The organism is Bradyrhizobium sp. INPA03-11B (genome assembly GCF_040446015.1).
In the GTDB taxonomy this organism is placed as follows: domain Bacteria; phylum Pseudomonadota; class Alphaproteobacteria; order Rhizobiales; family Xanthobacteraceae; genus Bradyrhizobium; species Bradyrhizobium macuxiense_A.
The window spans coordinates 1-25462 of sequence record NZ_JASGSR010000095.1 but is presented as its reverse complement, the minus strand read 5'-3'; the positions used below and the strand labels follow the sequence as shown (position 1 = coordinate 25462).

The 25462-nt window shown below is 64.3% G+C and carries 27 protein-coding genes and 1 tRNA gene; 14 read left to right on the top strand and 14 right to left on the bottom strand.

Features of this window, described 5'->3' with window-relative positions; translation table 11 throughout:
* Positions 1–109: 109 nt before the first annotated feature.
* The 3 genes from rlmN to QMZ05_RS30120 all read right to left on the bottom strand — a co-directional run bounded on the left by rlmN (position 110) and on the right by QMZ05_RS30120 (position 3030).
* Positions 110–1324: a 23S rRNA (adenine(2503)-C(2))-methyltransferase RlmN gene (gene rlmN, locus QMZ05_RS30130; protein WP_353704057.1), complete on the bottom strand. Its 1215-nt coding sequence runs from the start codon at positions 1322–1324 to the stop codon at positions 110–112.
* 91 nt (positions 1325–1415) lie between these two features.
* The gene (locus tag QMZ05_RS30125) at positions 1416–2009 is read right to left on the bottom strand and encodes an invasion associated locus B family protein (RefSeq protein ID WP_353704056.1); all 594 of its coding nucleotides are present in this window, start codon (positions 2007–2009) and stop codon (positions 1416–1418) included.
* Positions 2010–2190: 181 nt separating this feature from the next.
* On the bottom strand, positions 2191–3030 hold the full coding sequence (locus tag QMZ05_RS30120) for an SDR family oxidoreductase (RefSeq protein ID WP_353704055.1): 840 nt from the start codon (positions 3028–3030) through the stop codon (positions 2191–2193).
* Between the two features lie 105 nt (positions 3031–3135).
* Here QMZ05_RS30120 and QMZ05_RS30115 point away from each other — a divergent pair, with 105 nt between their 5' ends.
* On the top strand, positions 3136–4116 hold the full coding sequence (locus QMZ05_RS30115; protein WP_353704054.1) for an NADPH:quinone oxidoreductase family protein: 981 nt from the start codon (positions 3136–3138) through the stop codon (positions 4114–4116).
* A gap of 229 nt (positions 4117–4345) precedes the next feature.
* On the opposite strand, the gene QMZ05_RS30110 is transcribed toward QMZ05_RS30115, so the two are convergent.
* Together QMZ05_RS30110 and QMZ05_RS30105 are read right to left on the bottom strand one after the other, a co-directional pair.
* Positions 4346–4723, bottom strand: coding sequence for a YkvA family protein (locus QMZ05_RS30110; RefSeq protein ID WP_353704053.1), 378 nt, complete (start codon positions 4721–4723; stop codon positions 4346–4348).
* A 231-nt stretch (positions 4724–4954) separates the two neighbouring features.
* On the bottom strand, positions 4955–5260 hold the full coding sequence (locus QMZ05_RS30105; RefSeq protein WP_353704052.1) for a 4a-hydroxytetrahydrobiopterin dehydratase: 306 nt from the start codon (positions 5258–5260) through the stop codon (positions 4955–4957).
* A 284-nt stretch (positions 5261–5544) separates the two neighbouring features.
* Between QMZ05_RS30105 and QMZ05_RS30100 the strand changes: the two genes are divergently transcribed.
* From QMZ05_RS30100 to QMZ05_RS30090, 3 genes are all read left to right on the top strand, one after another.
* Positions 5545–6888, top strand: coding sequence for a TAXI family TRAP transporter solute-binding subunit (locus QMZ05_RS30100; RefSeq protein ID WP_353704066.1), 1344 nt, complete (start codon positions 5545–5547; stop codon positions 6886–6888).
* Between the two features lie 442 nt (positions 6889–7330).
* Positions 7331–8893: an alkaline phosphatase D family protein gene (locus QMZ05_RS30095; protein ID WP_353704051.1), complete on the top strand. Its 1563-nt coding sequence runs from the start codon at positions 7331–7333 to the stop codon at positions 8891–8893.
* A gap of 217 nt (positions 8894–9110) precedes the next feature.
* Positions 9111–10043, top strand: coding sequence for an N-acetylmuramoyl-L-alanine amidase (locus QMZ05_RS30090; protein WP_353704065.1), 933 nt, complete (start codon positions 9111–9113; stop codon positions 10041–10043).
* A gap of 26 nt (positions 10044–10069) precedes the next feature.
* Here the strand turns inward: QMZ05_RS30090 and QMZ05_RS30085 are convergent, their stop codons facing one another.
* On the bottom strand, positions 10070–11170 hold the full coding sequence (locus tag QMZ05_RS30085; RefSeq protein ID WP_353704064.1) for a hypothetical protein: 1101 nt from the start codon (positions 11168–11170) through the stop codon (positions 10070–10072).
* 84 nt (positions 11171–11254) lie between these two features.
* Complete coding sequence (locus QMZ05_RS30080; protein WP_353704050.1) at positions 11255–11629, bottom strand: response regulator; 375 nt, start codon at positions 11627–11629, stop codon at positions 11255–11257.
* Between the two features lie 199 nt (positions 11630–11828).
* Here QMZ05_RS30080 and QMZ05_RS30075 point away from each other — a divergent pair, with 199 nt between their 5' ends.
* From QMZ05_RS30075 to QMZ05_RS30045, 7 genes are all read left to right on the top strand, one after another.
* Positions 11829–12593, top strand: coding sequence for a Crp/Fnr family transcriptional regulator (locus QMZ05_RS30075; RefSeq protein ID WP_353704049.1), 765 nt, complete (start codon positions 11829–11831; stop codon positions 12591–12593).
* A gap of 206 nt (positions 12594–12799) precedes the next feature.
* A complete protein-coding gene (locus QMZ05_RS30070; RefSeq protein WP_353704048.1) occupies positions 12800–13519 on the top strand; it encodes a prolipoprotein diacylglyceryl transferase family protein in 720 nt (239 codons plus the stop codon).
* Positions 13500–14945 (top strand): radical SAM protein, encoded by a 1446-nt coding sequence (locus QMZ05_RS30065; RefSeq protein ID WP_353704047.1) that lies wholly within the window; start codon positions 13500–13502, stop codon positions 14943–14945. Before QMZ05_RS30070 ends, QMZ05_RS30065 begins: the two co-directional genes overlap by 20 nt.
* Positions 14942–15214 (top strand): hypothetical protein, encoded by a 273-nt coding sequence (locus QMZ05_RS30060; protein ID WP_353704046.1) that lies wholly within the window; start codon positions 14942–14944, stop codon positions 15212–15214. The genes QMZ05_RS30065 and QMZ05_RS30060 overlap by 4 nt, the downstream gene beginning before the upstream one ends.
* Entirely contained in the window at positions 15211–15450 is a 240-nt protein-coding gene (locus QMZ05_RS30055; protein ID WP_353704045.1) for a hypothetical protein, read from the top strand. The genes QMZ05_RS30060 and QMZ05_RS30055 overlap by 4 nt, the downstream gene beginning before the upstream one ends.
* Positions 15451–15732: 282 nt before the next feature.
* A complete protein-coding gene (typA, locus tag QMZ05_RS30050; RefSeq protein ID WP_050425748.1) occupies positions 15733–17559 on the top strand; it encodes a translational GTPase TypA in 1827 nt (608 codons plus the stop codon).
* A 162-nt stretch (positions 17560–17721) separates the two neighbouring features.
* Entirely contained in the window at positions 17722–18969 is a 1248-nt protein-coding gene (locus QMZ05_RS30045) for an NAD(P)/FAD-dependent oxidoreductase (protein ID WP_353704044.1), read from the top strand.
* A gap of 97 nt (positions 18970–19066) precedes the next feature.
* Here QMZ05_RS30045 and QMZ05_RS30040 read toward each other — a convergent pair whose 3' ends face one another.
* From QMZ05_RS30040 to QMZ05_RS30030, 3 genes are read right to left on the bottom strand one after another with little or no spacing between them, the layout of a single operon-like run.
* Complete coding sequence (locus QMZ05_RS30040; RefSeq protein ID WP_353704043.1) at positions 19067–19474, bottom strand: thiol-disulfide oxidoreductase DCC family protein; 408 nt, start codon at positions 19472–19474, stop codon at positions 19067–19069.
* Positions 19471–20799: an SDR family oxidoreductase gene (locus QMZ05_RS30035; RefSeq protein ID WP_353704042.1), complete on the bottom strand. Its 1329-nt coding sequence runs from the start codon at positions 20797–20799 to the stop codon at positions 19471–19473. Before QMZ05_RS30035 ends, QMZ05_RS30040 begins: the two co-directional genes overlap by 4 nt.
* Before the next feature lie 16 nt (positions 20800–20815).
* Positions 20816–21283: a DUF2269 domain-containing protein gene (locus QMZ05_RS30030; RefSeq protein ID WP_353704041.1), complete on the bottom strand. Its 468-nt coding sequence runs from the start codon at positions 21281–21283 to the stop codon at positions 20816–20818.
* Positions 21284–21644: 361 nt separating this feature from the next.
* Between QMZ05_RS30030 and QMZ05_RS30025 the strand changes: the two genes are divergently transcribed.
* Together QMZ05_RS30025 and ppa are read left to right on the top strand one after the other, a co-directional pair.
* On the top strand, positions 21645–22154 hold the full coding sequence (locus QMZ05_RS30025; protein WP_021078234.1) for a GNAT family N-acetyltransferase: 510 nt from the start codon (positions 21645–21647) through the stop codon (positions 22152–22154).
* A 165-nt stretch (positions 22155–22319) separates the two neighbouring features.
* Positions 22320–22850 carry an inorganic diphosphatase gene (gene ppa / locus QMZ05_RS30020; RefSeq protein WP_016847249.1) on the top strand — a complete coding sequence of 177 codons (531 nt, stop codon included), beginning with the start codon at positions 22320–22322 and terminating at the stop codon, positions 22848–22850.
* Between the two features lie 97 nt (positions 22851–22947).
* Here ppa and QMZ05_RS30015 read toward each other — a convergent pair whose 3' ends face one another.
* The 3 genes from QMZ05_RS30015 to QMZ05_RS30005 are packed head-to-tail and all read right to left on the bottom strand — an operon-like array spanning position 22948 to position 24483.
* Positions 22948–23832 carry a bifunctional methylenetetrahydrofolate dehydrogenase/methenyltetrahydrofolate cyclohydrolase gene (locus tag QMZ05_RS30015; RefSeq protein ID WP_353704040.1) on the bottom strand — a complete coding sequence of 295 codons (885 nt, stop codon included), beginning with the start codon at positions 23830–23832 and terminating at the stop codon, positions 22948–22950.
* A 1-nt stretch (position 23833) separates the two neighbouring features.
* A complete protein-coding gene (locus tag QMZ05_RS30010; protein ID WP_353704039.1) occupies positions 23834–24169 on the bottom strand; it encodes a DUF167 domain-containing protein in 336 nt (111 codons plus the stop codon).
* 23 nt (positions 24170–24192) lie between these two features.
* Positions 24193–24483, bottom strand: coding sequence for a YggT family protein (locus tag QMZ05_RS30005; RefSeq protein WP_021078230.1), 291 nt, complete (start codon positions 24481–24483; stop codon positions 24193–24195).
* A gap of 292 nt (positions 24484–24775) precedes the next feature.
* Here QMZ05_RS30005 and QMZ05_RS30000 point away from each other — a divergent pair.
* Positions 24776–24851: transfer RNA gene (locus QMZ05_RS30000), tRNA-Ala, on the top strand.
* A gap of 107 nt (positions 24852–24958) precedes the next feature.
* On the opposite strand, the gene QMZ05_RS29995 is transcribed toward QMZ05_RS30000, so the two are convergent.
* The coding region (locus tag QMZ05_RS29995) for an enoyl-CoA hydratase-related protein (protein WP_353704038.1) at positions 24959–25462 on the bottom strand (504 nt) is incomplete at its 5' end.

Below are 25462 nucleotides of genomic sequence, written 5' to 3'. Positions count from 1 at the left end.
GCAATTTTGCACTCAAGCGACGAAGTAATCCATAGCTCAGCAAGCTCGGACATGGATTGCTTCGCTTCGCTCGCAATGACGCCGCGGAGAGCGATGTCGCTCACAACACTCAGTCCGTCATCGCCATCGCGCGCAGCGCCTGGCGCTCGCGGGCGGAGAGCTTTTCGGTCTCCGACTTGAGCTGGCCGCAGGCGGCGAGGATGTCGCGGCCGCGCGGCGTGCGCACCGGCGAGGAATAGCCGGCGTTGAAGATGTACTCGGAGAACTTTTCGATCTGGTCCCAGTCCGAGCATTCGTAGGCGGTGCCCGGCCACGGATTGAACGGGATCAGATTGATCTTGGCCGGAATCCCCTTGAGCAGCTTCACCAGCAGCCTGGCGTCATCGAGCGAATCGTTGACGCCCTTGAGCATCACATATTCGAAGGTGATGCGCCGCGCATTCGAGGCGCCGGGATAATCGCGGCAGGCCTGCAGCAGCTCCTTGATCGGATATTTGCGGTTGAGCGGCACCAGCTCGTTGCGCAATTCATCGCGCACCGCATGCAGCGAGATCGCGAGCATCACGCCGATCTCGTCGCCGGTGCGCTGGATGTTCGGCACCACGCCCGAGGTCGACAGCGTGATGCGGCGGCGGGAGATGCCGATGCCCTCATTGTCGCCGACGATCAACAGCGCGTCGCGCACCGCGTCGAAATTGTAGAGCGGCTCGCCCATCCCCATCATCACGATGTTGGTGACGCGGCGCGTGCCGTCCTCGCGGTCGGCCCAGTCATTCAGCCGGTCGCGCGCCACCATCACCTGGCCGACGATCTCGCCGGCGGTGAGGTTGCGCACCAGCCGCTGCGTGCCGGTGTGGCAGAACGCGCAGTTCAGCGTGCAGCCGACTTGCGAGGAAACACACAGTGTGCCGCGATCGGTCTCCGGGATGTAGACGCACTCGACCTCGTGCGGCCGCTCGACCTTGTCGCCGCTCGGCAGCCGCAGCAGCCATTTGCGCGTGCCGTCATTGGATATCTGCTCGGCGACCACCTCGGGACGGTCGACGGTAAAATGCTTCTCGAGCTCGGCGCGCATGTCCTTCGAGACGTTGGTCATCTCGGCGAAGCTCTTGGCGCCGCGGAAATACATCCAGTTCCAGAGCTGCTGGGTGCGCATCTTGCGCTGGCCGGCCTGCACGCCGATTTCGCCCAGGCGATCGGCGATCTCCGCGCGCGACAGGCCGATCAGCGACGGCTTGGCCGGCGGCACATAGGTTTCGAGCGGAACCTTTTCGACCAGCGCGCTGGCGCCGGGGACGGCAGTGGGGATCACGGTGTCGGTCATGAAACCTCAAATAGGCCTTCCAGCCGGTGCTGGAAAGCCACCAATACCTCGATTTTACGTCTCTGACCGGACTTTGTCGGCCGGATCGCGTCTAGCGCCGGCAGTCCTGCCCCAGCCGGTCGAGCGCCTGCGCCAGGCCCTTCAGCGAGAAGCTGTCGATCGTCTCGGTACCCTTCGCCGAGACGGCTTTTACCGTCAGATCGGCTGATTTGCGCATGGCTTCCACCATCCGTTCCTCCTCGGCCGCATTCTTGATCCAGAGGCCGTCGCCCTGCGTGTACATCGCATAGGTCCCGCCGCCGACCTGCAACGTCGATTCCGAGCCCGGCTTCACGGTGTAGCCGATCATGATCGAGACTTCGTTGATGACCTTTTCGGCCGGACGGGTCGAGATGAAAGCATAGGCCGGATCACGCGGCCGGTTCGGCGGGTTGGTCTTCGACGACGACGGCTTGGCGAGCGCAAAGCACACCTTCTTGCCGTTAGGCGAGGCAGTGTAGGCGCCCCAGGTGCCAAATTGGCCGATCAGCGTCGGCTCCGCGCCGCCGGCCGCAGCCGCGGCGGCCGAAGGCGCCGGCTTGGCCGCTTCCTTGGCCGTCTCCTTCTTGGGCGCAGCCTGCGTCGGTGCGAGGGTGATGATCCCGCACAGAACACAAGCCGCCAGTGATGTCAGAATCTGCCGCACGGCCAACTGGTTCCCCCATCATTGTGACTGCAAGATGGCCCGGCGATTCCCCCTCCGCCGGCTCGGATGGATAACCGGGAAACGCCTTTTTGGGAAGGCAGTTAGGCCCGGACGCGCGTCGGCCAAAAGCCGCACGCGCGTTGTCGCACCTCGGTGCTTGATGTCGCTGATCAGCCCTTGATTATCCCTTGGCGCGTGCCGCGCGCTGGCTCTCCCATTGCGCATCGGTCCATTGCAGCAGGTCCTCGGCACCGGAACTGCGCAAATGCGAGCCGCCGTCCTGCACCACCATCTCGCCATTGATGTAGCCGGCCTGATCCGAGATCAGGAAAGTCGCAAGATTGGCGAGCTCCGAATGCTCGCCGGCGCGACCGAGCGGATTGCGATGCGCCCAGGTCTCGCCGCGCCCTTCGGGACGCAGCTGTCCGGTGGCACCTGGTGTCGGGAACGCGCCGGGCGCGATCGCCACGGTGCGAATGCCCTTCGGGCCCCATTCGACGGCAAGGCTCTTGGTCATCGCCAGCACCGCGGTCTTGGCCATCGACGACGGCACCGTGAAGGCGCGGCCGGTGATGGTCGAGGTCGACAGGATCGAGAGCACCACGCCCTTGTGCTTGCCGTCGATCCAGCGGCGACCGGCAGCGAGCGTGCAGTACATCGTGCCATGCAGTGTCGGCGCGAGGATCGCGTCCGCCGCACGGAATGACAAATGTTCGCTCTGCGCAATAAAGGTTGCGGCAGCATTGTTGACCAGCACGTCGATCGGCGCGTCCTGCCACACCTGGTCCATCATCGTCTCGACCGCAGCGCCATCGCGGATATCGCAGCGCGCGGTCGAGACCTTGGCGCCGAACTCGCTGCGAAATTTTGCTGCGGTTTCCTCCAGCAATTCCTGCCGGCGGCCGCAGATGATCAGTTCGGCGCCGAGTTCGGCAAAGCGGGCGCCCATCGCCGCGCCAAGGCCGGAGCCGCCGCCGGTGATCAGGATGCGCTTTTTCGCTAGCAGGCCTTTTTCAAACATAGTTTGATCCCTCCGCTTTGTATTGTCGCTCCGCCGCAAATCCGGCATGAAGCTTGTAGTGCAAGATCCTGCAGCTCTTTCTGCGTCCGAAACTCAGGTGTGTCCATGAAAGCCATCCTCTGCTCGCAATACTGTCAACCCGACGATCTCGTGCTGGCAGACGTGCCCGATCCGGCGGCGGGTCCCGGCGAAGCCGTGATCGCGATCAAGGCGGCGGCGCTGAATTTCTTCGACATCCTGATGATCCAGGGCAAGTACCAGATCAAGCCGCCGTTCCCGTTCTCGCCCGCTGCGGAAGTCGCCGGCGTGATCGAGAGCGTCGGCGCGGGTGTCACCGATCTGAAAGTTGGTGATCGCGTCGTGGCTTCATGCGGTCACAACGGCGCGCGCGACAAGATCGCGCTGCCGGCGAATACGATCGTGAAGATTCCCGACAATCTCGATTACGACCGCGCCGCAGGGATCATCATCATCTACGGCACCGCGCTGCATGCGCTGGAAGATCGTGCGAGCCCGAAGCCAGGCGAAACGCTCGCGGTGCTGGGCGCCGCCGGCGGCACCGGCCTAGCCGCGTGCGAACTCGGCAAGCTGATGGGCCTGAAGGTGATCGCCTGCGCATCGTCGGACGAGAAGCTCGCATTCGCCAAGCAGCACGGCGCCGAGCTGACGCTGAACTACGCCAAGGAAGATCTCAAAGAGGGCCTGCGCAAGCTGACGGACGGCAAGGGCGCCGACATCGTGTTCGATCCGGTCGGCGGTGCCTATGCCGAGGCCGCGTTGCGCTCGACCGCATGGGAAGGCCGCTTCCTGGTGATCGGCTTTGCCGCCGGCGACATTCCGAAGATCCCGCTCAACCTCGCGCTGCTGAAGGGCTGCGATATCCGCGGCGTGTTCTGGGGCGCGTGGGCGCGGCAGAATCCGGAGAAGAACCGCAAGAACCTCGAGAAGCTCGTGCAGTGGACCGCGGAGGGCAAGATCTCCTCGCATGTCGACCGCACCTTCCCGCTGTCGCAGACATCAGAAGCCCTGAAGGTGCTCGCCGGCCGCAAGGCGATGGGCAAGGTGATCCTGCATCCGGGAAGCTGAGCGGGGATAACCGCCGCGCGCGTCTCAGCATCACCGTCATGCTGAGGAGCGCGCATCGCGCGCGTCTCGAAGCACGACGGCCCCGGACCGGGCCGTGCATCCTTCGAGGCTCGCAAGCGCTCGCACCTCCAGCGACAACGGCTTAGCCGTTGCGCGGGGATGACGGGTCGAAAACTCAACCCCGACTACGATTGCTCCAACCTCCCCTTGAAAAGGAGAGGTTAGAGCATCACTCCGCCTCAGGCACCCCGCGCTTCAGCGCGGCGCGCGCGGCTTCGCGGTGGTCCGGCGTGATGTGGCTTGCCACCATGCGGATCGCGGTTGCGAGCACCGCGGCGTCGTCGGTGAAGCCGAGCACCGGCAGCATGTCCGGAATGAAATCGAACGGCAGGATGAAATAGGCGATCGCGCCGAGCAGCGCCGCCTGCACATGGCGCGGGGTCTGCCGGTCGAACGCGCAGTAGTAGGCGGCCAGCAGGTCCTCGGCGAAAGGCAGGCGCGCCACCACTTTCTTGAACTTGATCCAGAAACGGCGGCGCACGCTTTCGGGGTCCTGCGCCAGCCGGTCGGCAGGCCCAAATCCCACACCGTAGTCGCTCGTTGCCATCACCAGGGTTCCTCGACGCCGCGACCGATCGGCGGCGGACGAAGCGAATCTGGGGATGTTACGTGGCTACCGCAAGGATGGGCTTTGTCCCTCGCCCACCGTCATTGCGAGGAGCGATAGCGACGAAGCAATCCATGTCCCCGCTTGCTGAGCGATGGATTGCTTCGCTTCGCTCGCAATGACGTGGATGAAGCAGTGCGCGGGCAGTTCCTTCATCCCCGGGCAGCCGGGTCAGTTGACCCCAAGCTGCCTTGCGATCGCGTTCATGGCCTTGGCAAGGTCGATATCGCGCTTGGTCACCCCGCCGACGTCGTGGGTCGCCAGCACGACCTCGACCGTCTTGTAGACGTTCTTCCATTCCGGGTGATGATCGTTCTTCTCGGCGACCAAAGCGGCGCGCGCCATGAAGCCGAAAGCCTCGTTGAAGTCCTTGAACACGAAGGTCTTTGCGATCGCCTCGCGACTGGCCAGCTCGGTCCAGCCGGCCAGTTCCCAGAGCGCGGCCTTCCGTGCTTGCGCTGACAGCTTTTCGACCATGGTAACCCTCCCGTTTGCCGCCGACCTTAGCCTAACAATCGGCCTCCTGGTGGGATCCATGCCGAAATTAAGGCCGAAATCGCGTCCTATCGCCGCTGGTAACCATGACGGAGATGTAACATCTGTCCGTTCAGTAATTTGCTACAAGCAGAGGATGTATCCCCGTTGGTAGTTTGCGAAATTGAGCCCAGACGGTTGTTTGCGAGATCGATGATCCAAGGCCGATGACAGACGGCTCCGCCAGCATATCGCCCAAGCCATTGCGCTCCGCCAAGCGCCGGCTGATGTTCGTTTTGATCGCGGGCGCGCTCGCCATCATCGGCGCAACGGCCGCCGGCTACTATTTCGCGGTGCGTCCGGTGACGCTCAAGATCGCGGTCGGCCCGGCGAACAGCGATGACCTCAAGGTCGTGCAGGCGCTGGCGCAGGCCTTCAACAACCAGCAGCACACCCAGGTCAAACTCCGGCCGGTGCAGACCGACGGCGCCACCGCCAGTGCAAAGACGCTGGCCGACGGCAAGGCCGATCTCGCCATCATCCGCGGCGACCTCGAGGTGCCGAAGAATGCGCAGGCGGTCGCGACCTTGCGCAAGAACGTCGTGGTGATGTGGGTTCCGCCGGCGAAGGGCAAGGTTCGCAAGTCCGCCAAGATCACCAAGATCGCGCAGCTTGCAGGCCGCAAGATCGGCGTCGTCGGCCGCACCCCAGCCAACGTCAATCTGCTGAAGCTGATCCTGACGCAATACGGCGTCGACCCGATGAAGGTCGAGATCGTGCAATTCCCGGCCAATGAGGCGCCGGACGCCATCAAGAACCTGAAGGCCGACGCCTATCTTGCCGTCGGTCCGGCCAACAGCAAGCTCACGATCGATGCGATCACGGCATCGACCAAGGACGGCGGCGAGCCGACCTTCCTGGCGATCGACGCGTCCGAGGCGATCGCGCAAAACCATCCGGCCTATGAGGCCGCCGAAATCCCCGCCGGCTCGCTCGGCTCGGCCGACCGCCCCGACGACGAGGTGAAGACGATCAGCTTCTCCCATCACATTGTCGCACGAAAAGGCCTGTCGGACTCGACGGTCGCAGCCTTCACCCGGCAATTGTTCGCGATCCGGCAGTCGCTCAAGAACGACTTCCCGCTCGCCGCCAAGATCGAGACGCCCGACACCGACAAGGACGCCACCATCCCGGTGCATCCCGGTGCCGCCGCCTTCGTCGACGGCGAGGAAAAGACCTTCCTCGACCGCTACAGCGATTATATCTGGTGGAGCCTGATGGCGTTCTCGGCGATGGGCTCGGCCGGTGCGTGGTTCGCCGGCTATCTCAAGCAGGACGAGCGCAACACCAACACCTCGCAGCGCGAACGCCTGCTGGAGATGCTGAAGGCCGCGCGGCAGAGCGATTCGACCGATGAGCTCGACCAGTTGCAGGCGGAGGCCGACGACATTCTGCGCCACACGCTGGACTGTTTCGAGCACGGCGCGATCGAGGAAGGCACGCTGACCGCATTCAACATCGCGCTCGAGCAGTTTCACAACGCGGTCGCCGACCGCAAGGCGCTGCTGCTGAGCATGCCGCAGAATCTGCAGCGGACTGCCAGCCAGTTCAGGGCTGCAGGCACGGCGTAACGGCCCGCTTACCGCAATCTTTCCACGAGCTCCCTTCGCCTCCTCCGCTTGCGGATGACTTCGTCCGTTCTCTCATCCGAAAACTTGTGAGGGAGTCCCCGGCGGTAGGGTTCCCTCCCCCCTTGCGGGGGAGGGTTAGGGAGAGGGGTACCACACGACGTGCTCTCTCCATGCAGTTCGATGTCAAGCGGCAGTGCTGCGAAGGCACCGTTCTCCATGCGCATCTCGCACTGGGCTTACCCCTCTCCCCACCCTCCCCCGCAAGGGGGGAGGGAGCCTGACGCGCGTGCTCACCTTACAAACGAAGCCGGTGGGCAGTCTTCGCACGCACCAAACATCCCATCGCGCTGCGTCCTCCCGCCTGTAATCCCACCGTCACGGAATTTTTCTACGTCTTGGCTCGCCCGCGGCGCATTGTCGCTGTGACCTTAAGGAGGCCCCCATGACGATCCGGTTCTCGCGAAATCTCACCCGCCGACGCTTTCTCTCCACCGCGGCTGCGACCGGCGCCGGCGTGATCGCGATGCCGTATCTGTCGCGCGCCGCCGATCGCCCCGTGATCACCCACGGCGTGCAGTCCGGCGATGTCGGCGTCGACGGCGGCGTGGTGTGGGCGCGTGCGGACCGGCCGTCGCAGATGATGGTCGAGGTCGCGACCACTGAATCATTCAAGGACGCCCGGGCGCTGCCGCCGATCACGGCGCTGCCGGAGAGCGACTTCACCGCAAAGATGCTGCTGGAGAACCTGCCGTCCGGCCAGGACATCTTCTATCGCGTCCGCTTCCGCGACCTCGCCCATATCGACATTGTCGGCGAGCCCGTGGTCGGCCGCTTCCGCACCGCGCCGAGCGACCGCCGCGACGTCTCCTTTGTGTGGGGCGGCGACGTCGCCGGCCAGGGCTGGGGCATCAATCCAGACGACGGCGGCATGATCACCTTCGCCGCGATGAAGAAGCACAATCCGGATTTCCTGCTGCATTCCGGCGACACCATCTACGCCGACGGCGTGATCCCGTCCGAGGTGAAGCTCCCCGACGGCAAGATCTGGAAGAACATCACCATCCCGGAGAAGGCCAAGGTCGCCGAGACGCTCGACGAATACCGCGCCGCGCATAAATACAATTTCCTCGACTCCAACCTGCGCGCCTTCAATGCCGAGGTGCCGATCTTCGTGCAGTGGGACGATCACGAGGTGACCAACAACTGGTCGCTGTCGAAGCAGCTGCCGGCCGCCTACAAGGAGCGCGACATCACTGTGCTCGCCGCGCGCGCGGCCAAGGCCTTCCACGAGATGTATCCGATGCGCGAAAGCATCGTCGAACCGGGCCGGGTTTATCGCACGCTGAGCTACGGCCCGCATCTCGACGTGTTCATGCTCGACGAGCGCAGCTATCGCGGCCCGAACGGGGCGAACCTGCAAGAAAAATATGGCCCCGACGCCTATTTCATCGGGCCGGACCAGATGGCCTGGCTGAAGCGCGCGCTGCTCAACTCGCGCGCCACCTGGAAGGTGATCGCCTCCGACATGCCGCTGTCGCTGATCGTCTATGACGATGCCGCCAACAAGAAGGGCTCGGAGGCGTTCGCGCAGGGCGACGGCCCCGCGCGCGGCCGCGAGCTCGAGATCGCCGACATCCTGCGCTTCATCAAGACCGCAGGGATCGTCAACACGGTGTGGCTGACCGCCGACGTGCACTACGCGGCGGCGCACTACTACAACCCGAACAAGGCCCAGTTCCAGGAGTTCGATCCGTTCTGGGAATTCGTCTCCGGCCCGCTGCACGCCGGCACGTTCGGTCCGAACGAGCTCGACAACACGTTTGGTCCCGAGGTGAAGTTCGTCAAGGCGCCGGGCGAGGCCAACCAGAACCTGCCGCCGTCGGCCGGCATGCAGTTCTTCGGCCACGTCAAGATCGACGGCAAGAGCGGGCAGATGACGGTGAGCCTGCGCGACCGCGTCGACGCCGAACTGTGGGCGATCACGCTCGATCCGAAGCCGGTGTAATCCGGCCGCCGAAGCGAGGGAACCAGACGCCCTGTCCGCGATGCCCTTGTCGGAAAGGCAAGGGCATCGCGATTGACAGGGGATGGACGCGACCTGCCTCTTCCGGTACCGATATCAGAGCCGTTATGCTGGGGGCCCGGAGGGGCGGAGCATGAGGCGCTGCGAGTTCTTTCGCGTGCTCGGTGGCATCGTCGCGAGGTTTCGGCCTCGCCGCTTGATTGTTGTCGCGATCGCCGTGTTCGCGCTGCTGCCGATCGAAGTCAGCGATGCGGGCTGGCTGCCAGATTTCTTCAAGACCTCGTCCAAGCACGCCAAATCGCCAAAGCGCGCGAAGTTGGCAAGGTCGGCCAAACTGGCACGGCACCGCGCGCCGGCAAAGCACCGCGCGACGCGGCTTGCCGCCCTTGGGCCGGTCGCGCTGCCGCCTTCCGTTCTCAAGCCGGCCGCTGGCAAATGCGATCCCGCGACATTCCGGATCGTTCTCGATGTCGGACATACCGCGGAATCGGAAGGCGCGATGAGCGCCCGCAACGTCGCCGAGTTCGCCTTCAACCTGCGCCTTGCGCGGCAGATCGAGGAGACCTTGAAGGCCGAAGGTTTTGCCGAAACCAGGCTGCTTCTGAGCGAAGGCAAAGCGAGACCCAGCCTGTTCAGGCGCGTCGCCGCCGCCAACAATCTGCACGCGGATCTCCTGCTGTCGATCCACCACGACTCCGTGCCCAACAAGATGCTCGAGGACTGGGAATTCGAGGGCAAGAAAAGCCATTTCAGCGACCGGTTCAGCGGCTACTCCGTGTTCGTCTCCCGGGAGAATCCGGACTTCGGGACGAGCCTCCGGTTTGCCGAACTGGTCGCGAAGGAAATGAAGGCGCAGGGGCTGCATTATGCCGCGCAATACAGCCTGCCCATCATGGGTAGCAACCAGCACCCGCTGCTGAACAAGGAGACCGGCGTCTACAGCTATGATGAGCTGATCGTGCTGCGGAAGACCGCGATGCCCGCCGTCCTGCTGGAGGCCGGCTCGATCATCAACCGCGACGAAGAACTCGCAATGGACTCGCCGGAACGCCGCAACAGGATCGCCAGCGGCGTCGCGGTTGCCGTGAAGGAATTCTGCGATCCGCGCTGGGCCCTGCTCGGTCCGCTGTGACGGCCGAGCGATCGGCACGTCCTCGCTCAGCCCGGCTTGCCCGCCTTGAGCTCGCTGAGCTTGTCTAGCGCCTGTTCGAACTTGGCGTTGAACAGCCACATCGCATCGAGGATTTCGCGGAAGGTCGCGGATGATTTGGCCCGGTCGGCGCGGCCGAACGCGAAGACGCTGTTGTTGCGCAGATACCCCATGATCCTGGGATCGGAAATCCTGTAGCCGACGAGGTTGCCTGACTTCAGCGCGGCCCTCGTTGGCGTCGGAATGATCTGGATCAGTTCGAACAGCTTCATTTGATCGATCGGATCGGGCAACGCCTTTGCGATCGCGGGGACCTGCGGAAAAATATCCGCGTGCGCGTTCATGAGCGCGTCGCGCACCGCGGTCCAGTGATTGAACCGATGGTCGAGATTGCCGGCCCGGGCCTCTTCCTTGTCGTCGCGACGGTTCAACGCAGGATCGAGGGCTGCGATCGATCCCTTGATGGCGGCCCACTTCTTTCGACCGTTGCGATCTTCGGACGGGCCGGTCTGCAGGCTCCCCTTGTAGGTGTTCGAGCGCGCATTTCCCGCATTCTGCTTGCCGTTCGTCTCGGCAAAGAACAGGCCGAGGCTGATACGGCCCGCGGTGGCGGCAGCAACGGGATCGAGTCCCTTGGCGCGCGCGATCACCGTCGCCAGGTCGACCACGTCCTTGAATGGCGTATCGGAGCTTTGCGCGTCGGCAGGCGGTGCCTCCATGACGTCGAACAGCTTCCTGTACTCGTCGAGCAGCGGCTCATTATCGGCGTCGAAATAGGCCGGAGGGATTCCCGATCTGCCGGGTTTGCCGATCCTGGATGGAAGCGCATCGGTGAGATCCTTGTAGGCGCTCATCATCTCGACACGGGCAAGATAGATCGCCTGGCCCGGCAGGTTCGGCAGCGGCTGCCTGGAATCGATCTGCGCACGCCGCTGGCGCAGGATCGAGACGAAGTTCTTCAGCGCAGTGTCATAGGCCTTGAGCGCGGCGGCTTGCTCGCTCGTGAGCGCGGCCGGCTCAGCGATGGCTGGCCGCGCCACAACCGGCGCAAGGAGCAGCCCGAGAGAGAGCGCCGCTGCGCGCACAGCGGCAGATGTTCTGATCGCCATCCTGATTGCCATGACAGCTTCCCGGGGCCCGTGCGTCGCCGAATCCGATATTCCGGATCGTAGTGGCCGAAGCCCGGCAATCCGTCAAAGCTCGTTTCTCAGCGCAGCTTCGAGCATCTCGCTCGAACACGGCTTGGTCAACCGCGGCTTGTCGGCGAGCGATTCCGGCAGCCTGATGTCCGCGCCGTAACCGGTGACGAATGCGAAAGGCACTTTCAGCGCATCGAGCCGCTCGGCGATCGCGAACGTCTTCTCGCCCCTGACGAGACCGACGTCGAGCAGCGCGAAATCCGGCGCGCGTTCGGCGATCAGTTCGAGCGCACGAGCGACGTTCGCGGCGGTGCGCACCGTGCGGGCGCCGAAGCCGAGGATGGTGTCCTCGAAATAGAGCGAGATGATCGGATCGTCCTCGACGACCAGGACATCACCGGGCATGCCGGTATTGGGGGCGGATTCCATGACGCGGTGTCCATTTCTTCGATGATGGATGAGAGACCGGATCAGTCCGGCCGGATGGCCCGCGACCGGCGCCCGAAAGCACGCCGGCTGTTCCCGAGATGAAACCCACCACATCGCGAGCCGTCGCGTCTGTTCACTAGTGAACATAAAAGCTGGAACATTTTCAGTATGGTCCACGTTGGGTTTTCAGGATTTTCCAATGATTGCCAAACGGACCGATTTGGCCGGGACGAGCGACCGGCCATTCAACAATCTCTTGCGCCGGCTGAATGCCGCCGATTACGAGCTGATCGCGCCGCATCTAACGGTGGTCGATGCTGATGCCGGCGACCTGCTCTACAATCCCGGCGACGACGTCCAGATCGTGCATTTCCCATGCGGGCCGAGCCTTGCGTCCTACATGGTGGCCAACGAGGACGGGCACGATGTCGAAACCATCCTGGTCGGCCGCGAGGGCGCGGTCGGCGGCATCGTCAGCCAGGGATTCCTGCCGGCCTATACCCGCATCACCGTCAAGTTCGGCGGCCCGTTCGTGCGGCTGCCGATCAGCAAGCTCGACGCCGCCAAGCTGAAGTCGATCTCGGTGCGCAACATCTTCGCGCGCTATGCCGACTGCATGCTGGCGCAGATCTTCCAGTCGACCGCCTGCAATGCGATCCACTCGATCGAGCAGCGCGCCGCGAAATGGATCATCTCGGCGATGGAGCGCACCAATGGCAATGGCGTGGTGCCGCTCACGCATGAGCAGCTTTCGACCTTGCTCGGCGTCGGCCGCAGCTACACCAGCCGGGTGATCCAGAACTTCAAGGCGGAGGGCGTGCTGGACACCCGCCGCGGCGCGATCGTGATCCGCGACCCGGACAAGCTCAAGCTGCGCTCCTGCATGTGCAACGAGGCGGTGAAGGATCACTTCGAGGAAGTGCTGCGCGGGGTATATCCGAGCGAGGACAACCCGGCGAATTGATGCCAAAGCTTACCTCTCCCCGCTCTTTGCGGGGAGAGGTCGGATTGCATTGCCAGATGCAATCCGGGTGAGGGGCAAGGCACACTGCTCAACAAGCCTCGAGGTGCTCGCCGGATAGAAGCCCCTCACCCCAACCCTCTCCCCGTAAGAACGGGGCGAGGGAGGGCAGCTAGCACGCCGCGCGAAAATCACGCTACACTCGCCTCATGAGTGGGGCTGAACTTCACGCCGTCTTCGACGTCGCAGCATGGGGCGCGGCCGCGGCCGCCATGTGGTGGCTGTCGCGTATACGCGGGCTGCAATTCCCGCGGCAATCCTTCGAGCTGCCCTACATCGCCGTGCTGGTGTTCGGCGCAGGCATCGGCGCCTACATCTTCGGCACGCTGAACCTGTGGTTCTCGGGCATGCCCGGCATCGCCCGCTCGGTCGAGGGTGCGCTGGCCGGCGGTATCGTCGCGATCGAGCTCTACAAATGGCTGCACGGCATTTCGCTGCGAACGGGCGCGCGGTTCGCGCTGCCGCTTGCGATCGGCGTCGCGGTCGGCCGGCTCGGCTGCTATTTCGCAGGGCTCGAGGATTTCACTTATGGCACGCCGACCACGCTGCCCTGGGGCCATGATTTCGGTGACGGCATCCTGCGCCACCCGGTGCAGCTCTATGAGAGCCTGGCGATGGCGGCATTCGCGGCTTTCTATGTGTGGGCCGTATTGAACCGCAACGCCGCTGTCATCACCAATGGATTCTACCTCGTGCTGTTCTTCTACGGCCTGCAGCGCTTCGTCTGGGAGTTCATCAAGCCCTACGGCGCGCTGATCGGCCCGTTCTCACTGTTCCACCTGCTGTCCCTGTTTGTCATGGTCTATGCCGCCGTCATGCTCGCGACGGCGCCGAATGTGAGTGTGAAGCATGAACGCGCCGCTGCGTAAGTCCCGCCCCTACATCTTCTGGGGCCAGACCCAGTCGCTCTGCGAAACCTGCCTGACCCTGGTGCCGACCAAGATCCAGATATCAGGCAACGAGGTCTGGTACGAGAAGCGTTGCAAGCAGCACGGCGTGCAGTCGACGCTGGTCTCGACCGATTCGGCCTATTGGCGGCTGTGCAAGGATTTCATCAAGCCCGGCGACCGCCCGCTCGCCTTCCAGCGCCACACCGAATTCGGCTGTCCCTATGATTGCGGGCTTTGCCCCGACCACGAGCAGCATTCCTGCCTGGCGCTGATCGAGATCACCGAGCACTGCAATCTGACCTGCCCGGTGTGCTTTGCGGATTCCTCGCCGGCGCGCACCAGCTTCACGCCGCTGGCCAAGATCGAAAAGATGCTGGACGCGCTGGTGGCAAGCGAGGGCGAGCCTGACCTCGTGCAGATCTCCGGCGGCGAGCCGACGCTGCATCCGGATTTCTTCGCCATCCTGGATGCGGTGCGCGCCCGGCCGATCCGCCATGTCATGATCAACACCAACGGCCTCAGGATCGCGCGCGAGCCCGACTTCGTGGCGAAGCTCGCCGAGAACAAGCGCGGGCTGGAAGTCTACCTGCAATTCGATTCGCTGAAACGCGAGGCGCTGGTCAATCTGCGCGGCGCGGACTTGCGCAAGATCCGCCAGCAGGCGTTGGAGAATCTCGAACACTACGGCGTCTCGACCACGCTGGTCGCGACCATCAAGCGCGGCGTCAATGATGCCGAGATCGGCGACATCGTCCGGCATGCGCTGACCTGGAAATGCGTGCGTGGTGTTACCCTTCAGCCGGTGCAGGACGCCGGACGTAACGAGAATTTCGACAAGAACACCGACCGCATCATGCTGTCGGAGATCCGCCAGCACGTGATCGAGACCGGAGTGTTCGGCGACAAGGACATGATCCCGCTGCCGTGCAATCCCGAAAGCATCTCGATCGGCTACGGCCTGCGCAACGCCGACAAGGTGCTGCCGCTGACCTCGCTGTTTCAGCAGGAGCAGCTGGTCGCCGTGATGCCCAACACGATCAGCCCGGAAAAATATCCGGTGCTGCGGGAGAAATTCGTCGATTTGTTCTCGCTGTCGTCGGGACCGCTCAACACCTCGGAGCGGGTCTGCGAATTGCTGTGCTGCCTGCCGAGCTTCGAGGTGCCGGAGGGCCTGACTTACGAGAACGTGTTCCGCGTCACCATCGTGCAGTTCCTCGATCGCTTCAATTTCTGCGTCGGCAACGTGAAGCGAAGCTGCATCCACTTCGTCACCGAGAGCGGCGCGATCATCCCGTTCGACACCTACAATCTGTTCTATCGCGACGGAAAAATTGACGACATCCGTGCCGCGATGGCCGGCCAGACCTATCGCGAAGCACGACAGACCGTAGAGGTGCCGCGATGAGCGACGAGAGCCGCCCGATCAATCCGGATGGATCTCCGCCTTCGCTGCCTCCTCCGCTCCCGCCGCAACGCGGTGGCTGCGCGACCGCCTTCATGGCGCTGTTCGGGGTGTTCCTGCTGCTGCCCGGGCTCTGCGCCCTGCTGTTCGGGTTCGGCGTCCTGAGCGAGTCGAGAACCGATCCCTCCATCCTCTTGCTGATCCTGCTCGGGCTCGCGGTCTGCTTCGCCGGCGTGATGCTGATCCGCGCCGCGATCAAGGGGAGCCCATGAGCAACTCCGACACACCTCAGCCGCCCGAGCCGCCGTGGCGGGAGCCGCGACTGCCGCCCGGCTGCACCATCTTCATGCTGATCGTCGGGGTGCTTCTGCTGGTCCCGGGCGCCCTCTGCGTGGTCCTCAATGTCACTCTGGGCGGGTCTGGTGACCCGCTCACTGGGGTGTCGGTACTGGTGACGCTTGTTGGGCTCGGGCTGATCGTGTTCGCGCGGGCGCAGAAACGAGGCTGAATCACCCCCGAAAAGACCCTCAAAACCGGCCTCCGGAACCAAAATCAGTCACCCAAACGGCCAATAAACCGTTGTTTTTTGGCGTTTTCTGACTATATTGCGCCGCAACGCACGAGGTGCCCGGTCCGCTGACCGGGCTTCCTTTTTGGGGTGATGCGTCCCCGTCAAATTTCTTGGGTATGAGCGTGATCCGGGCCCCTGATGGGCCACGCGAGCGAGCGGCCGGCCAAACTGGTCCGGCGAGATCGCGCATCTGACCATTGCACGACCAGAAGAAGAGCCATGAACCTTCGCAACGTCGCCATCATCGCCCACGTCGACCACGGCAAGACCACCCTCGTCGACCGCCTGCTGCAGCAATCCGGCACCTTCCGTGAGAACCAGAAGGTCACCGAACGCGCCATGGACTCCAACGACCTGGAGCGCGAGCGCGGCATCACCATTCTGGCGAAAGCCGCCTCGGTGCAGTGGAAGGACATCCGCGTCAACATCGTCGACACCCCCGGCCACGCCGATTTCGGCGGTGAGGTCGAGCGCATCCTCAACATGGTGGACGGCGCGCTGGTGCTGGTCGACGCCGCCGAGGGTCCGCTGCCGCAAACCAAGTTCGTGGTGTCGAAGGCACTCAAGATCGGCCTGAAGCCGATCGTCGTGATCAACAAGGTCGACCGCCCCGACGCGCGCCCGACCGAAGTCATCAACGAGGTGTTCGACCTGTTCGCCGCGCTCGACGCCAGCGAAGAGCAGCTCGACTTCCCCATTTTGTATGGATCAGCCAAGCAGGGCTGGATGGCCGAAAGCCCGGAGGGTCCGAAGGACCTCGGCATGCAGCCGCTGTTCGACCTGATCGTGCGCCATGTCGAGCCGCCGAAGGTCGAGGAAGGTCCGTTCCGGATGATCGGCACCATCCTCGAGGCCAACCCTTATCTCGGCCGCATCATCACCGGCCGCATCTCCTCGGGCTCGATCAAGCCGAACCAGCAGGTCAAGGTGCTGGGCGCCGACGGCAAGCTGATCGAGAGCGGCCGCCTGACCAAGATCCTCGCCTTCCGCGGCCTTGAGCGCACGCCTCTCGAAGAAGCCGAGGCCGGCGACATCGTCGCGATCGCGGGCCTGACCAAGGGCACCGTCGCCGACACCTTCTGCGATCCCTCGGTCGAGACGCCGCTGCCGGCGCAGCCGATCGATCCGCCGACGGTATCGATGTCGTTCATCGTCAACAACTCGCCGCTCGCCGGCACCGAAGGCGACAAGGTGACCTCGCGCATGATCCGCGACCGCCTGATGCGCGAGGCCGAGGGCAATGTCGCGCTGCGCGTCGTCGAGGCCGCCGACAAGGATTCGATGGAAGTCTCCGGCCGCGGCGAATTGCAGCTCGCGATCCTGATCGAGACCATGCGCCGCGAGGGCTTTGAGCTCTCGGTGTCGCGTCCGCGCGTCGTGCTGCAGAAGGACGAGGCGACCGGCGGCTGGCAGGAGCCGATCGAGGAGGTCGTGATCGACGTCGACGAGGAGCATTCCGGCGTCGTCGTGCAGAAGATGAGCGAGCGCAAGGCCGAGATGATCGAGATGCGCCCGTCCGGCGGCAACCGCCTGCGGCTGGTGTTCTACGCGCCGACCCGCGGCCTGATCGGCTACCAGGGTGAACTGCTCACCGACACCCGCGGCACCGCGATCATGAACCGCATCTTCCATGGCTATGCCGCCTACAAGGGAGAGATCCAGGGCCGCCGCAACGGCGTGCTGATCTCCAACGACCAGGGCGAAGCGGTGGCCTATGCGATGTTCAAGCTGGAAGATCGCGGCCCGATGATGATCGAGCCGGGCTGGAAGGTCTACAAGGGCATGATCGTCGGCGAGCACACCCGCGACAATGATCTCGAGATCAACGTGCTGAAGGGCAAGCAGCTCACCAACATCCGCACCACCTCGAAGGACGAAGCGGTGCGCCTGACGCCGCCGATCCGGATGACCCTGGAAAAGGCGCTCGCCTATATCGAGGACGACGAGCTCGTCGAGGTGACGCCGAAGTCGATCCGGCTGCGCAAGAAGCACCTCGATCCGAACGACCGCAAGCGCGCCGAGAAGGCCAAGGAAGCTGTGGCGTAACCCGATCTGTCATGCCCGGCTTGACCGGGGCATCCAGTACGCCGCGGCCTATCAGTCAAATTACTTCTGTCTCTGGAATACTGGATCACCCGCTTTCGCGGGTGATGACAGTTATGCGCGCGGTGCCTTTAGACGTCTCTCCAGACGTGCTAGAGCCGGGGCATGAGTTCCCTTCCCTCCACGGTCGATGTTGCCATCATCGGCGCCGGCGCCGCAGGCCTCGGCGCCGCGCATGCGCTGAAGGGCACCGGCCTCTCCACCATCGTGCTGGAAGCCCGCGATCGGCTCGGCGGCCGGGCGCATACGATCCAGGCCGCGCCTGACGTGGTGTTCGACGTCGGCTGCGGCTGGTTGCACTCGGCCGACCAGAACAGCTTTGTCGGCATCGCCAAGCAACTCGACTTCGAACTCAACAAGGACCTGCCGCCATGGCGCGAGCGCGCCTATGGCAAGGCATTCCCGCAGGCCGACCGCGATGCGTTCATGCTTGCGCTCGACGAGTTCTACGATCGCCTCGAAGAGGCCGCGCGCGGCGGCAAGGACAGCTCAGCCGATCGCTATCTCGAGACCGGCAACCGCTGGAACCCGATGATCGATGCGATCTCGACCTATGTGAACGGCTGCGAGCTCGACCAGCTATCGATCCTCGACTTCGACGCCTATGAAGACAGCAACGTCAATTGGCGTGTGCGGAGCGGCTATGGCGCGCTGGTCGCGGCCTACGGCGAACAAGTATCGGTCGCGCTGAACTGCGAGGTCCGGCTGATCGACCATTCCGGCAAGCGTATCCGCATCGAGACCTCGCGCGGTGTGCTGGAGGCGGACAGGGTGATCGTCACCGTGCCGACCAACCTGATCGCCGATGAAGCGCTCCGCTTTTCGCCTGCTCTGCCCGACAAGCTCGATGCCGCGCGCGGCCTGCCACTCGGCCTCGCCGACAAGGTGACCTTGGCGCTCGCCGAGCCCGAGGCGCTGCCAAGGGAAGGCAATCTGCGCGGCGCCACCATGCGCACCGAGATGGGCACCTACCACATCCGCCCGTTCGGCCAGCCCTGCATCGAAGGCTTCTTCGGCGGCCGTTTTGCGCAAGCGCTTGAAGATGCCGGCGACGGCGCCATCGCCGCGCACAGCATCGACGAGATTGTCTCCTTCCTCGGTAGTGATTTTCGCCGCAAGCTGAAGCCGCTCAGCGAATCCCGCTGGGCCCACGACCCGTTCGCCCGCGGCTCCTATTCGCACGCACTGCCCGGCCATGCCGACAAGCGCGCCGCGCTCGCGGCCCCGGTCGACGGCCGGCTGTTCTTCGCCGGCGAAGCGACGTCGCCGCACTTCTTCTCGACGGCGCATGGCGCGCGGGACAGCGGTGAGAGGGCGGCGAAGGAAGTCGTGTCCGCGCTGCCGCGCAAATAGCCCGATCGTCATTGCGAGGAGCGACAGCGACGAAGCAATCCATGCTGCCGCAAGCGGGGAGATGGATTGCTTCGCTTCGCTCGCAATGACGATTGGGTTACTCCAGCACCCTCGCCCGCATTTCGGCATCGGGCACGAAACACGTCTCGTACTTGCCGAAGATCTTGTAGCGGTTGCGTGCGATGAGGCTGTAGACGGCGTCGCGCAGCGGTTTTGGCACCGCGAACAGCGCGCTTGTCCAGCCCCAGCCGGGGAGATGGCTCAGCACCGTCAGCGCGGCATCCGACTTCATCCAAGCGGTGCCGCCGTGGACCACGGCATTGGTGTCGGGATCCTCGGGATCGATGCCGAAGGTCCTCGCCAGCCGCGTGCCGTAGTCGGACTGGATAGGCGTGAAGCTGAAGCGGCGTGCTTTGTCGCGCGCAACGACGAAGCGGACCCAGCGCGAGCAGAAAATGCAGACGCCGTCGTAGAGGATCACGTCGTCGTCGGGCCATGCGGTCATCGATTATCCAGCATCAAGAGCGCCACCAGCATCAGCACGATTGCGGGCCCGGTCTTCACCAGCGCGCCGAGCGGCTCGATCCAGAGATCGGGCGTCAGGACCGCCGATCCCGTCATGTAGCCGAGCGAGGCGACGATGCCGGCGACAAGGCCGAACGCCGCGGTGTGGCGGATCGCGATCAGCACGCCGATGCTCATGTCCATCAGGCTGGTCAATACCGTCACCGGTCCGACCAGAGCGGGCGGGAAGTGATGCGCGCTCAGGATGCCGGCGGCGGCGTCATAGGAAATGACCAGCGCGATGAAGCCGGAGGCAACCCAGAACAGCACGAGGCTTGCGAAGATCAGCGCCTTGATCAGGAACAGCCGCGCGAACCATTTGTCCTGGATCGTCGCGGGTCGGCCGCCGACCGCTTGCGCGATCGTCTTCGGCACGATGCCGGTCGCTGCCATCCAGGCTGTGGGATCGCCGGTGACGCCACGGCGCAGCTCGGCAATCGCATTGGAGCGCATCGGCGGCATCCAGCCGAGGCGGCTTGTGAGATCGCCGAGACGGGCGCCGAGATCGATCAGGAACGACGGGGACGCGATGCGAAAATGCTTCGCCGTGCCGAACGACCAGCGGAACTGGGCGATGACGCCGCCGAGCGAGACCGGCTGTGGCTGCATCAGGTCCCAGGTCACCGAGCGCACCGCATCAACGGCGACATCGCGCGCCGCGAGCCAAGCGATGGTGGCGGCGATATCCTCGACTGCGACCGGCCGGAACGGCGTTGCCGCCTCGTCGGCCGGCAGATCCACCGGCAGCGCCGCCAGCGCGCGCAGCATGGCGCTGCCGCCATAGGCCGATGGCGCGATCACAAAACCGGGGCGCAGGATCGCGTGGGCGATGCCGGACTCGGCGATCAGCCGTTCGGCCTCGCGCTTGGTGGTGCTGAAGGCCGTGCGATCCTCATCGGCGCTGCCGGGAATCGAAATGTGCACCAGACGGATGGCGCGGTGGCTGTCGCGGATCGCTTGCAGCAGTCGCGCCACGAAGTCGCGATGCACGGCGCGGGTGTCGCTGCCCGGACCGTCCTGCAGCACGCCGAGGCAGTTCACGACGACATCGGCCTCATGCGTGCGAATAAGCTGCGTCAGGTCAGCGACATCCATCGCCATCACGGGCAGCTCGAGGTCGGCCGCGCTCATCTTTTGTGCAGCCGTGAAATGCCGCGCGATCCCGATCGTGCGAAAGCCGCGCGCCCTCAAATCGTCGGTGACATAGCGTCCGATCAGGCCCGACGCGCCGAGCACGAGGATATTATGTGATGCGCCGTCACTCATGAAATCGGATCATGCTCTAGAATGGTTTCGCGATCATCAGCCAGAGGATGATCATCACCGAGCCGAAGCCGGGAATCCCGAACAGGAACCAGCGGCGAAACAGCGCAGTGTAGCGCGGCGGCAGCGGAAGACCCTTATCGGCCGCCGCCTGTGCCAGGTCGCGCATCTCCATCTGCATGAAGACGACGGGAACCCAGAACACGCCGGCCAGTGCGTAGAGCGCAAGCGACAGCAAGAGCCAACGCTCGGTCAGGCTGGTTGCCGACAACCACATCAGCAGCCCGCCGCTCACCGGCTGCAGCAGCACCGCGCTCAAGGTGAAGATCATGTCCGCGACCACGACGGTCGACGCCGTGCGCGCGATGAAAGACGCGCTTTGCGTGCGATGCGCTGCCAGCATGAAGAAGGCGATGCCGGTCCCGGTGCCGAGGATCACGATGGCGCCGAGCACATGTAGATATTTGATCAGGAAATAGAGCGTCATCGCAGTCCGCTCGCGATCGGGCCGGTTTCGGCGCGCACAAATACCGCCGCTGCCCTAGGCCGTGCGCGCGCAAAAATCCACTGCGGCTGCGCACTCGGAGTACCCACATCGCGTTTGGATCGCACGCCAAATCCTGGCGGCGAATCAGCCCCGAATGCGCTTTTTCCAAGCGACGGCACTGTCATACTGCGCGCGCGATTCACGCTTTGCACAGGGCCGGACCAGCAATCGGTCGCTTGAACCCGGCAAGTGTCCTTTTTCGGAACAAGTTTTCATGACACTGATGCAAAAAGCCCACACGTTAACCGATAATTAACGATGGACCTTGAAGGCGGCCCTCCGACTTGCTTTGATTAGATGCATGAGCACAACGCTAATCGAGGTCCGGCCAGCCAAAGCTGCAGACGCAGCCTCGGTGGCGTCTACCCATGACGAAGCCTGGCGCTCGGCGTATCAGGGAATCATCCCCGGCGCCGAACTCGAAAAGCTGATCAATCGCCGTGGCCCGCAATGGTGGGACAGCGCCATCCGCAAGGGCAGCCGCGTCAGCGTGCTGGTGTTCGGTGACAGGATCGCGGGCTACGCCAATTACGGCCGCAACCGCGCCCGTAGCCTGCATTTCGAAGGCGAGATTTACGAGCTCTATCTGCGGCCGGAATTCCAGGGCCTTGGCTTCGGCCGGCGCCTGTTCGCCGCAGCCCGCCGTGACCTGATGCAGAGCGGCCTGAAGAGCATGGTGATCTGGGCGCTCTCCGACAACGAGCCGGCGACCGAGTTTTACCGCGCGCTGGGCGGCCGGATGGTGGCGCGCTCCTCGGAGCGGTTCGGGCCGAAGTCGCTCGACAAGGTCGCTTTCGCCTGGGCCAACTGAAAATCCTGCTTCTCTCGCAGCTGCAGCAAGGCTAAACCAGCCTGAGCGCTGCGCGCGACGGCCAGCCCGGCCCCACGGCCGGGCCTGATGCCGTTTTGCGGCCTGGCGGCGCCAACCAAAAAATCACATCGTCCTCCAATTCCAAAAGGCCACGCGGAGCAATCCATGCGTATCGACGCCATATCGATCGGAAAAAATCCGCCCCACGACGTCAACGTCATCATCGAGGTTGCCGTCGGCGGCGAGCCCATCAAGTACGAGATGGACAAGGAGGCCGGCACGCTCGTGGTGGACCGCTTCCTCTACACGCCGATGCGCTATCCCGGCAATTACGGCTTCATTCCGCACACGCTCTCGGGCGACGGCGATCCCTGCGACGTGCTGATCGTCAACACCCGCGCGATCGTGCCGGGCGCCGTGATGAGCGTCCGCGTGGTCGGCGTGCTCCTGATGGAGGATGAGGCCGGCGGTGACGAGAAGATCATCGCGGTGCCTTCGTCGAAACTGACCCAGCGTTACGACAAGGTGCAGAACTACAGCGACCTGCCCGACATCACGCTGCAGCAGATCCAGCACTTCTTCGAGCACTACAAGGATCTCGAGAAGGGCAAGTGGGTGAAGGTGCTGCGCTGGGGCGACGCCGACGAAGCCCGCAAGCTGATCCTCGAAGGCATCGAACGCGCGAAGAAGAAGTGACGGGGTAGCCGTCATTCCGGGGCGATGCGTTAGCATCGAACCCGGAATCTCGAGGTTCCGGGTTCGCCCGCTTCGCGAGCGCCCCGGAACGACATCACTACACCGCCGGCGCCGGCAGGCCGGCAATCGCGCAGGCGGCGCGCAGCGTGTTGACCAGCAGGCACGCGACCGTCATCTGCCCGACGCCGCCCGGCACCGGCGTGATTGCGCCGGCGACATTGAGCGCCTCCTGGAATGCGACGTCGCCGACCAGCTTCGGCTTGCCGCCGGGCACTGGAATGCGGTTGATGCCGACATCGATCACGGTCGCGCCCGGCTTGATCCAGTCGCCACGCACCATCTCCGGACGGCCGACCGCGGCATAGACCAGATCGGCCTGGGCGCAGAGCTTTGCCAGATCGCGCGAGCGCGAATGGGCAATCGTCACCGTCGCGTTCTCGTTCAGCAGCAACTGCACCAGCGGACGGCCGACCAGATTGGAGCGGCCGATCACGATCGCGTTCATGCCCTCGAGCGAGGCATGCACGCTCTTGGTCAGGATGATGCAGCCGAGCGGCGTGCAGGGCGACAATGCAGCCAGGCCGCCGGCGAGCCGGCCGGCATTGTTCGGGTGCAGGCCGTCGACGTCCTTGGCGGGGTCGATCGCGTTGATGATGGTCTCGGTGTGCAGCGATTTCGGCAGCGGCAGCTGCACCAGGATGCCGTGCACCAGCAGATCGCGGTTGAGCCGCGCGATCAGCGCCAGCAGATCAGCCTGCGACACGTCCTCCGGCAGCTTGTGCTCGAACGAGGCCATGCCCGCGGCCTGGGTCTGGGTGTGCTTGCTGCGGACATAGACTTCGCTGGCCGGATCGTGGCCGACCAGCACCACGGCGAGCCCCGGCGTGAGCGCATGATCGCGCTTGACGCGGGCGACCTCGTCGGCGACGCGGGCGCGAAGCTCGGCGGCGATGGCTTTTCCGTCAATGATGCGCCCAGTCATGTCAGTCCTTCGTCTTTTGGTTCGGCCCGGCCGCCGTCAGCTTCCGCAATGTCTCGCCAAGCCCCTTCGGGTCGCCGGCCACCGCCACCTGCTTCAGCCGCGAGGTGGCGCCGGACAGCAGCTTCACCCTGGCCTTGGGCACGCCGAGCGCCTTGGCCAGCAACTCGGTCACCGCGCGGTTGGCCTCGCCGCCTTCCGCAATGACGCGCACCCGCACCTTCAGCACCGAACGGCCGTTGGCCAGCGTCTCGATCCCGTCGATGTCGTCGCGGCCGCCGCGCGGCGTCACGCGCAAGGCGATGCTGATGCCCTCGGTGGAGTAGCGCCAAGGCTCCATCAGTGGAGGTCCATCGCGAGGGGTCAGATCACGTTGGGATAGATGTAATAGGCGATCACCCGCTGGATGAACATGATGATCAGGATCACGATGATCGGCGAGATATCAAGGCCGCCCAGATTGGGCATCACATTGCGAATCGGCCGCAGCACCGGCTCGGTGATCCGGTAGAGGAACTCGGCCACCGCCGAGACGAACTGGTTGCGCGTGTTGACCACATTGAAGGCGACCAGCCAGGACAGGATCGCGGAAGCGATCAAGAGCCAGACATAGAGGTCGAGGACGATGATGACGATGTCGAGAACAGCGCGCATATGTTGGGAGCTCGCGGGTGGGACGACCAATTGAAGCGCAACGAGACCGGACTGAGCCGCTATCGCGCGTTTGAGCAGGATCTTCTCGGAAAACCGCTACACGCTTTTCGCTAACGCGGCCCGCCGGGTCCGGATCATGCTCTAAATATCGGTTCGTCCCCCCGCAAACAAGGGAAGTTCCCGGCGAGATGGGCCGAAAACCGTTGTTTCACCGTTCTTGACTTGGCCTTGGGCGGGACTGTAAATGGCGCCCGACTGACGGCCGGGATACTCAGCAACACCCGGCCGCGATGGGGCCATAGCTCAGCTGGGAGAGCGCGTCGTTCGCAATGACGAGGTCGGCGGTTCGATCCCGCCTGGCTCCACCAGCCTTCGCTGGCTTCGCCAGCTTCGGCTCGGCAAGCCCTATCGTAGCGAAGGCTGCCGCGGCGTAGCCCGAAGGGCGAAGCCGGGCCGTTCCCGCAAACTCTCCCCCTCACGTCCCCGTAAACCTTGGCGGCCGCTTCTCCACAAAGCTCGCCACGCCTTCGCGGAAGTCATTCCCCTTCAGCGCGATCTGCATCTCGCGGTTGGCGTCGATGGTGGCTTCGGCGAGGGTCTGGAACGGCACGTCGTAGACCTGGCGCTTGATCACCGCGATCGCGCTCGGCGAGACGAAATCGGCGAGGTCGCGGGCATAGGCGTAGGTTTCCTCGCGCAGCTTCTCCGGCGCCGAGAGCCGGTTGACGAGGCCGATGCGCAGCGCCTCCGCCGCCGACACCCGCCGCGCCGACATCAACAGATCGAGCGCGTTGGCATGGCCGACGATGCGCGGCAGCATCCAGCTGATGCCATGCTCGGCGATCAGGCCGCGCCGCGCGAAAGCTGTGGTGAACACCGCGCTGTCGGCGGCGAAGCGCAAATCGCAATACAGCGCGTGGACCAGGCCGATGCCGGCCGTGGCGCCGTTGAGCATCGCGATCACGGGCTTCTTGATGGC

Excerpts from the sequence above, each read along its gene's own strand:
- rlmN (WP_353704057.1), bottom strand. The coding sequence starts at position 1,324 with ATGACCGACACCGTGATCCCCACTGCCGTCCCCGGCGCCAGCGCGCTG.
- QMZ05_RS30120 (WP_353704055.1), bottom strand. The coding sequence starts at position 3,030 with ATGTTTGAAAAAGGCCTGCTAGCGAAAAAGCGCATCCTGATCACCGGC.
- QMZ05_RS30115 (WP_353704054.1), top strand. The coding sequence starts at position 3,136 with ATGAAAGCCATCCTCTGCTCGCAATACTGTCAACCCGACGATCTCGTG.
- QMZ05_RS30110 (WP_353704053.1), bottom strand. The coding sequence starts at position 4,723 with ATGGCAACGAGCGACTACGGTGTGGGATTTGGGCCTGCCGACCGGCTG.
- QMZ05_RS30105 (WP_353704052.1), bottom strand. The coding sequence starts at position 5,260 with ATGGTCGAAAAGCTGTCAGCGCAAGCACGGAAGGCCGCGCTCTGGGAA.
- QMZ05_RS30100 (WP_353704066.1), top strand. The coding sequence starts at position 5,545 with ATGTTCGTTTTGATCGCGGGCGCGCTCGCCATCATCGGCGCAACGGCC.
- QMZ05_RS30095 (WP_353704051.1), top strand. The coding sequence starts at position 7,331 with ATGACGATCCGGTTCTCGCGAAATCTCACCCGCCGACGCTTTCTCTCC.
- QMZ05_RS30085 (WP_353704064.1), bottom strand. The coding sequence starts at position 11,170 with ATGGCGATCAGAACATCTGCCGCTGTGCGCGCAGCGGCGCTCTCTCTC.
- QMZ05_RS30080 (WP_353704050.1), bottom strand. The coding sequence starts at position 11,629 with ATGGAATCCGCCCCCAATACCGGCATGCCCGGTGATGTCCTGGTCGTC.
- QMZ05_RS30075 (WP_353704049.1), top strand. The coding sequence starts at position 11,829 with ATGATTGCCAAACGGACCGATTTGGCCGGGACGAGCGACCGGCCATTC.
- QMZ05_RS30070 (WP_353704048.1), top strand. The coding sequence starts at position 12,800 with ATGAGTGGGGCTGAACTTCACGCCGTCTTCGACGTCGCAGCATGGGGC.
- QMZ05_RS30065 (WP_353704047.1), top strand. The coding sequence starts at position 13,500 with ATGAACGCGCCGCTGCGTAAGTCCCGCCCCTACATCTTCTGGGGCCAG.
- QMZ05_RS30060 (WP_353704046.1), top strand. The coding sequence starts at position 14,942 with ATGAGCGACGAGAGCCGCCCGATCAATCCGGATGGATCTCCGCCTTCG.
- QMZ05_RS30055 (WP_353704045.1), top strand. The coding sequence starts at position 15,211 with ATGAGCAACTCCGACACACCTCAGCCGCCCGAGCCGCCGTGGCGGGAG.
- typA (WP_050425748.1), top strand. The coding sequence starts at position 15,733 with ATGAACCTTCGCAACGTCGCCATCATCGCCCACGTCGACCACGGCAAG.
- QMZ05_RS30045 (WP_353704044.1), top strand. The coding sequence starts at position 17,722 with ATGAGTTCCCTTCCCTCCACGGTCGATGTTGCCATCATCGGCGCCGGC.
- QMZ05_RS30040 (WP_353704043.1), bottom strand. The coding sequence starts at position 19,474 with ATGACCGCATGGCCCGACGACGACGTGATCCTCTACGACGGCGTCTGC.
- QMZ05_RS30035 (WP_353704042.1), bottom strand. The coding sequence starts at position 20,799 with ATGAGTGACGGCGCATCACATAATATCCTCGTGCTCGGCGCGTCGGGC.
- QMZ05_RS30030 (WP_353704041.1), bottom strand. The coding sequence starts at position 21,283 with ATGACGCTCTATTTCCTGATCAAATATCTACATGTGCTCGGCGCCATC.
- QMZ05_RS30025 (WP_021078234.1), top strand. The coding sequence starts at position 21,645 with ATGAGCACAACGCTAATCGAGGTCCGGCCAGCCAAAGCTGCAGACGCA.
- ppa (WP_016847249.1), top strand. The coding sequence starts at position 22,320 with ATGCGTATCGACGCCATATCGATCGGAAAAAATCCGCCCCACGACGTC.
- QMZ05_RS30015 (WP_353704040.1), bottom strand. The coding sequence starts at position 23,832 with ATGACTGGGCGCATCATTGACGGAAAAGCCATCGCCGCCGAGCTTCGC.
- QMZ05_RS30010 (WP_353704039.1), bottom strand. The coding sequence starts at position 24,169 with ATGGAGCCTTGGCGCTACTCCACCGAGGGCATCAGCATCGCCTTGCGC.
- QMZ05_RS30005 (WP_021078230.1), bottom strand. The coding sequence starts at position 24,483 with ATGCGCGCTGTTCTCGACATCGTCATCATCGTCCTCGACCTCTATGTC.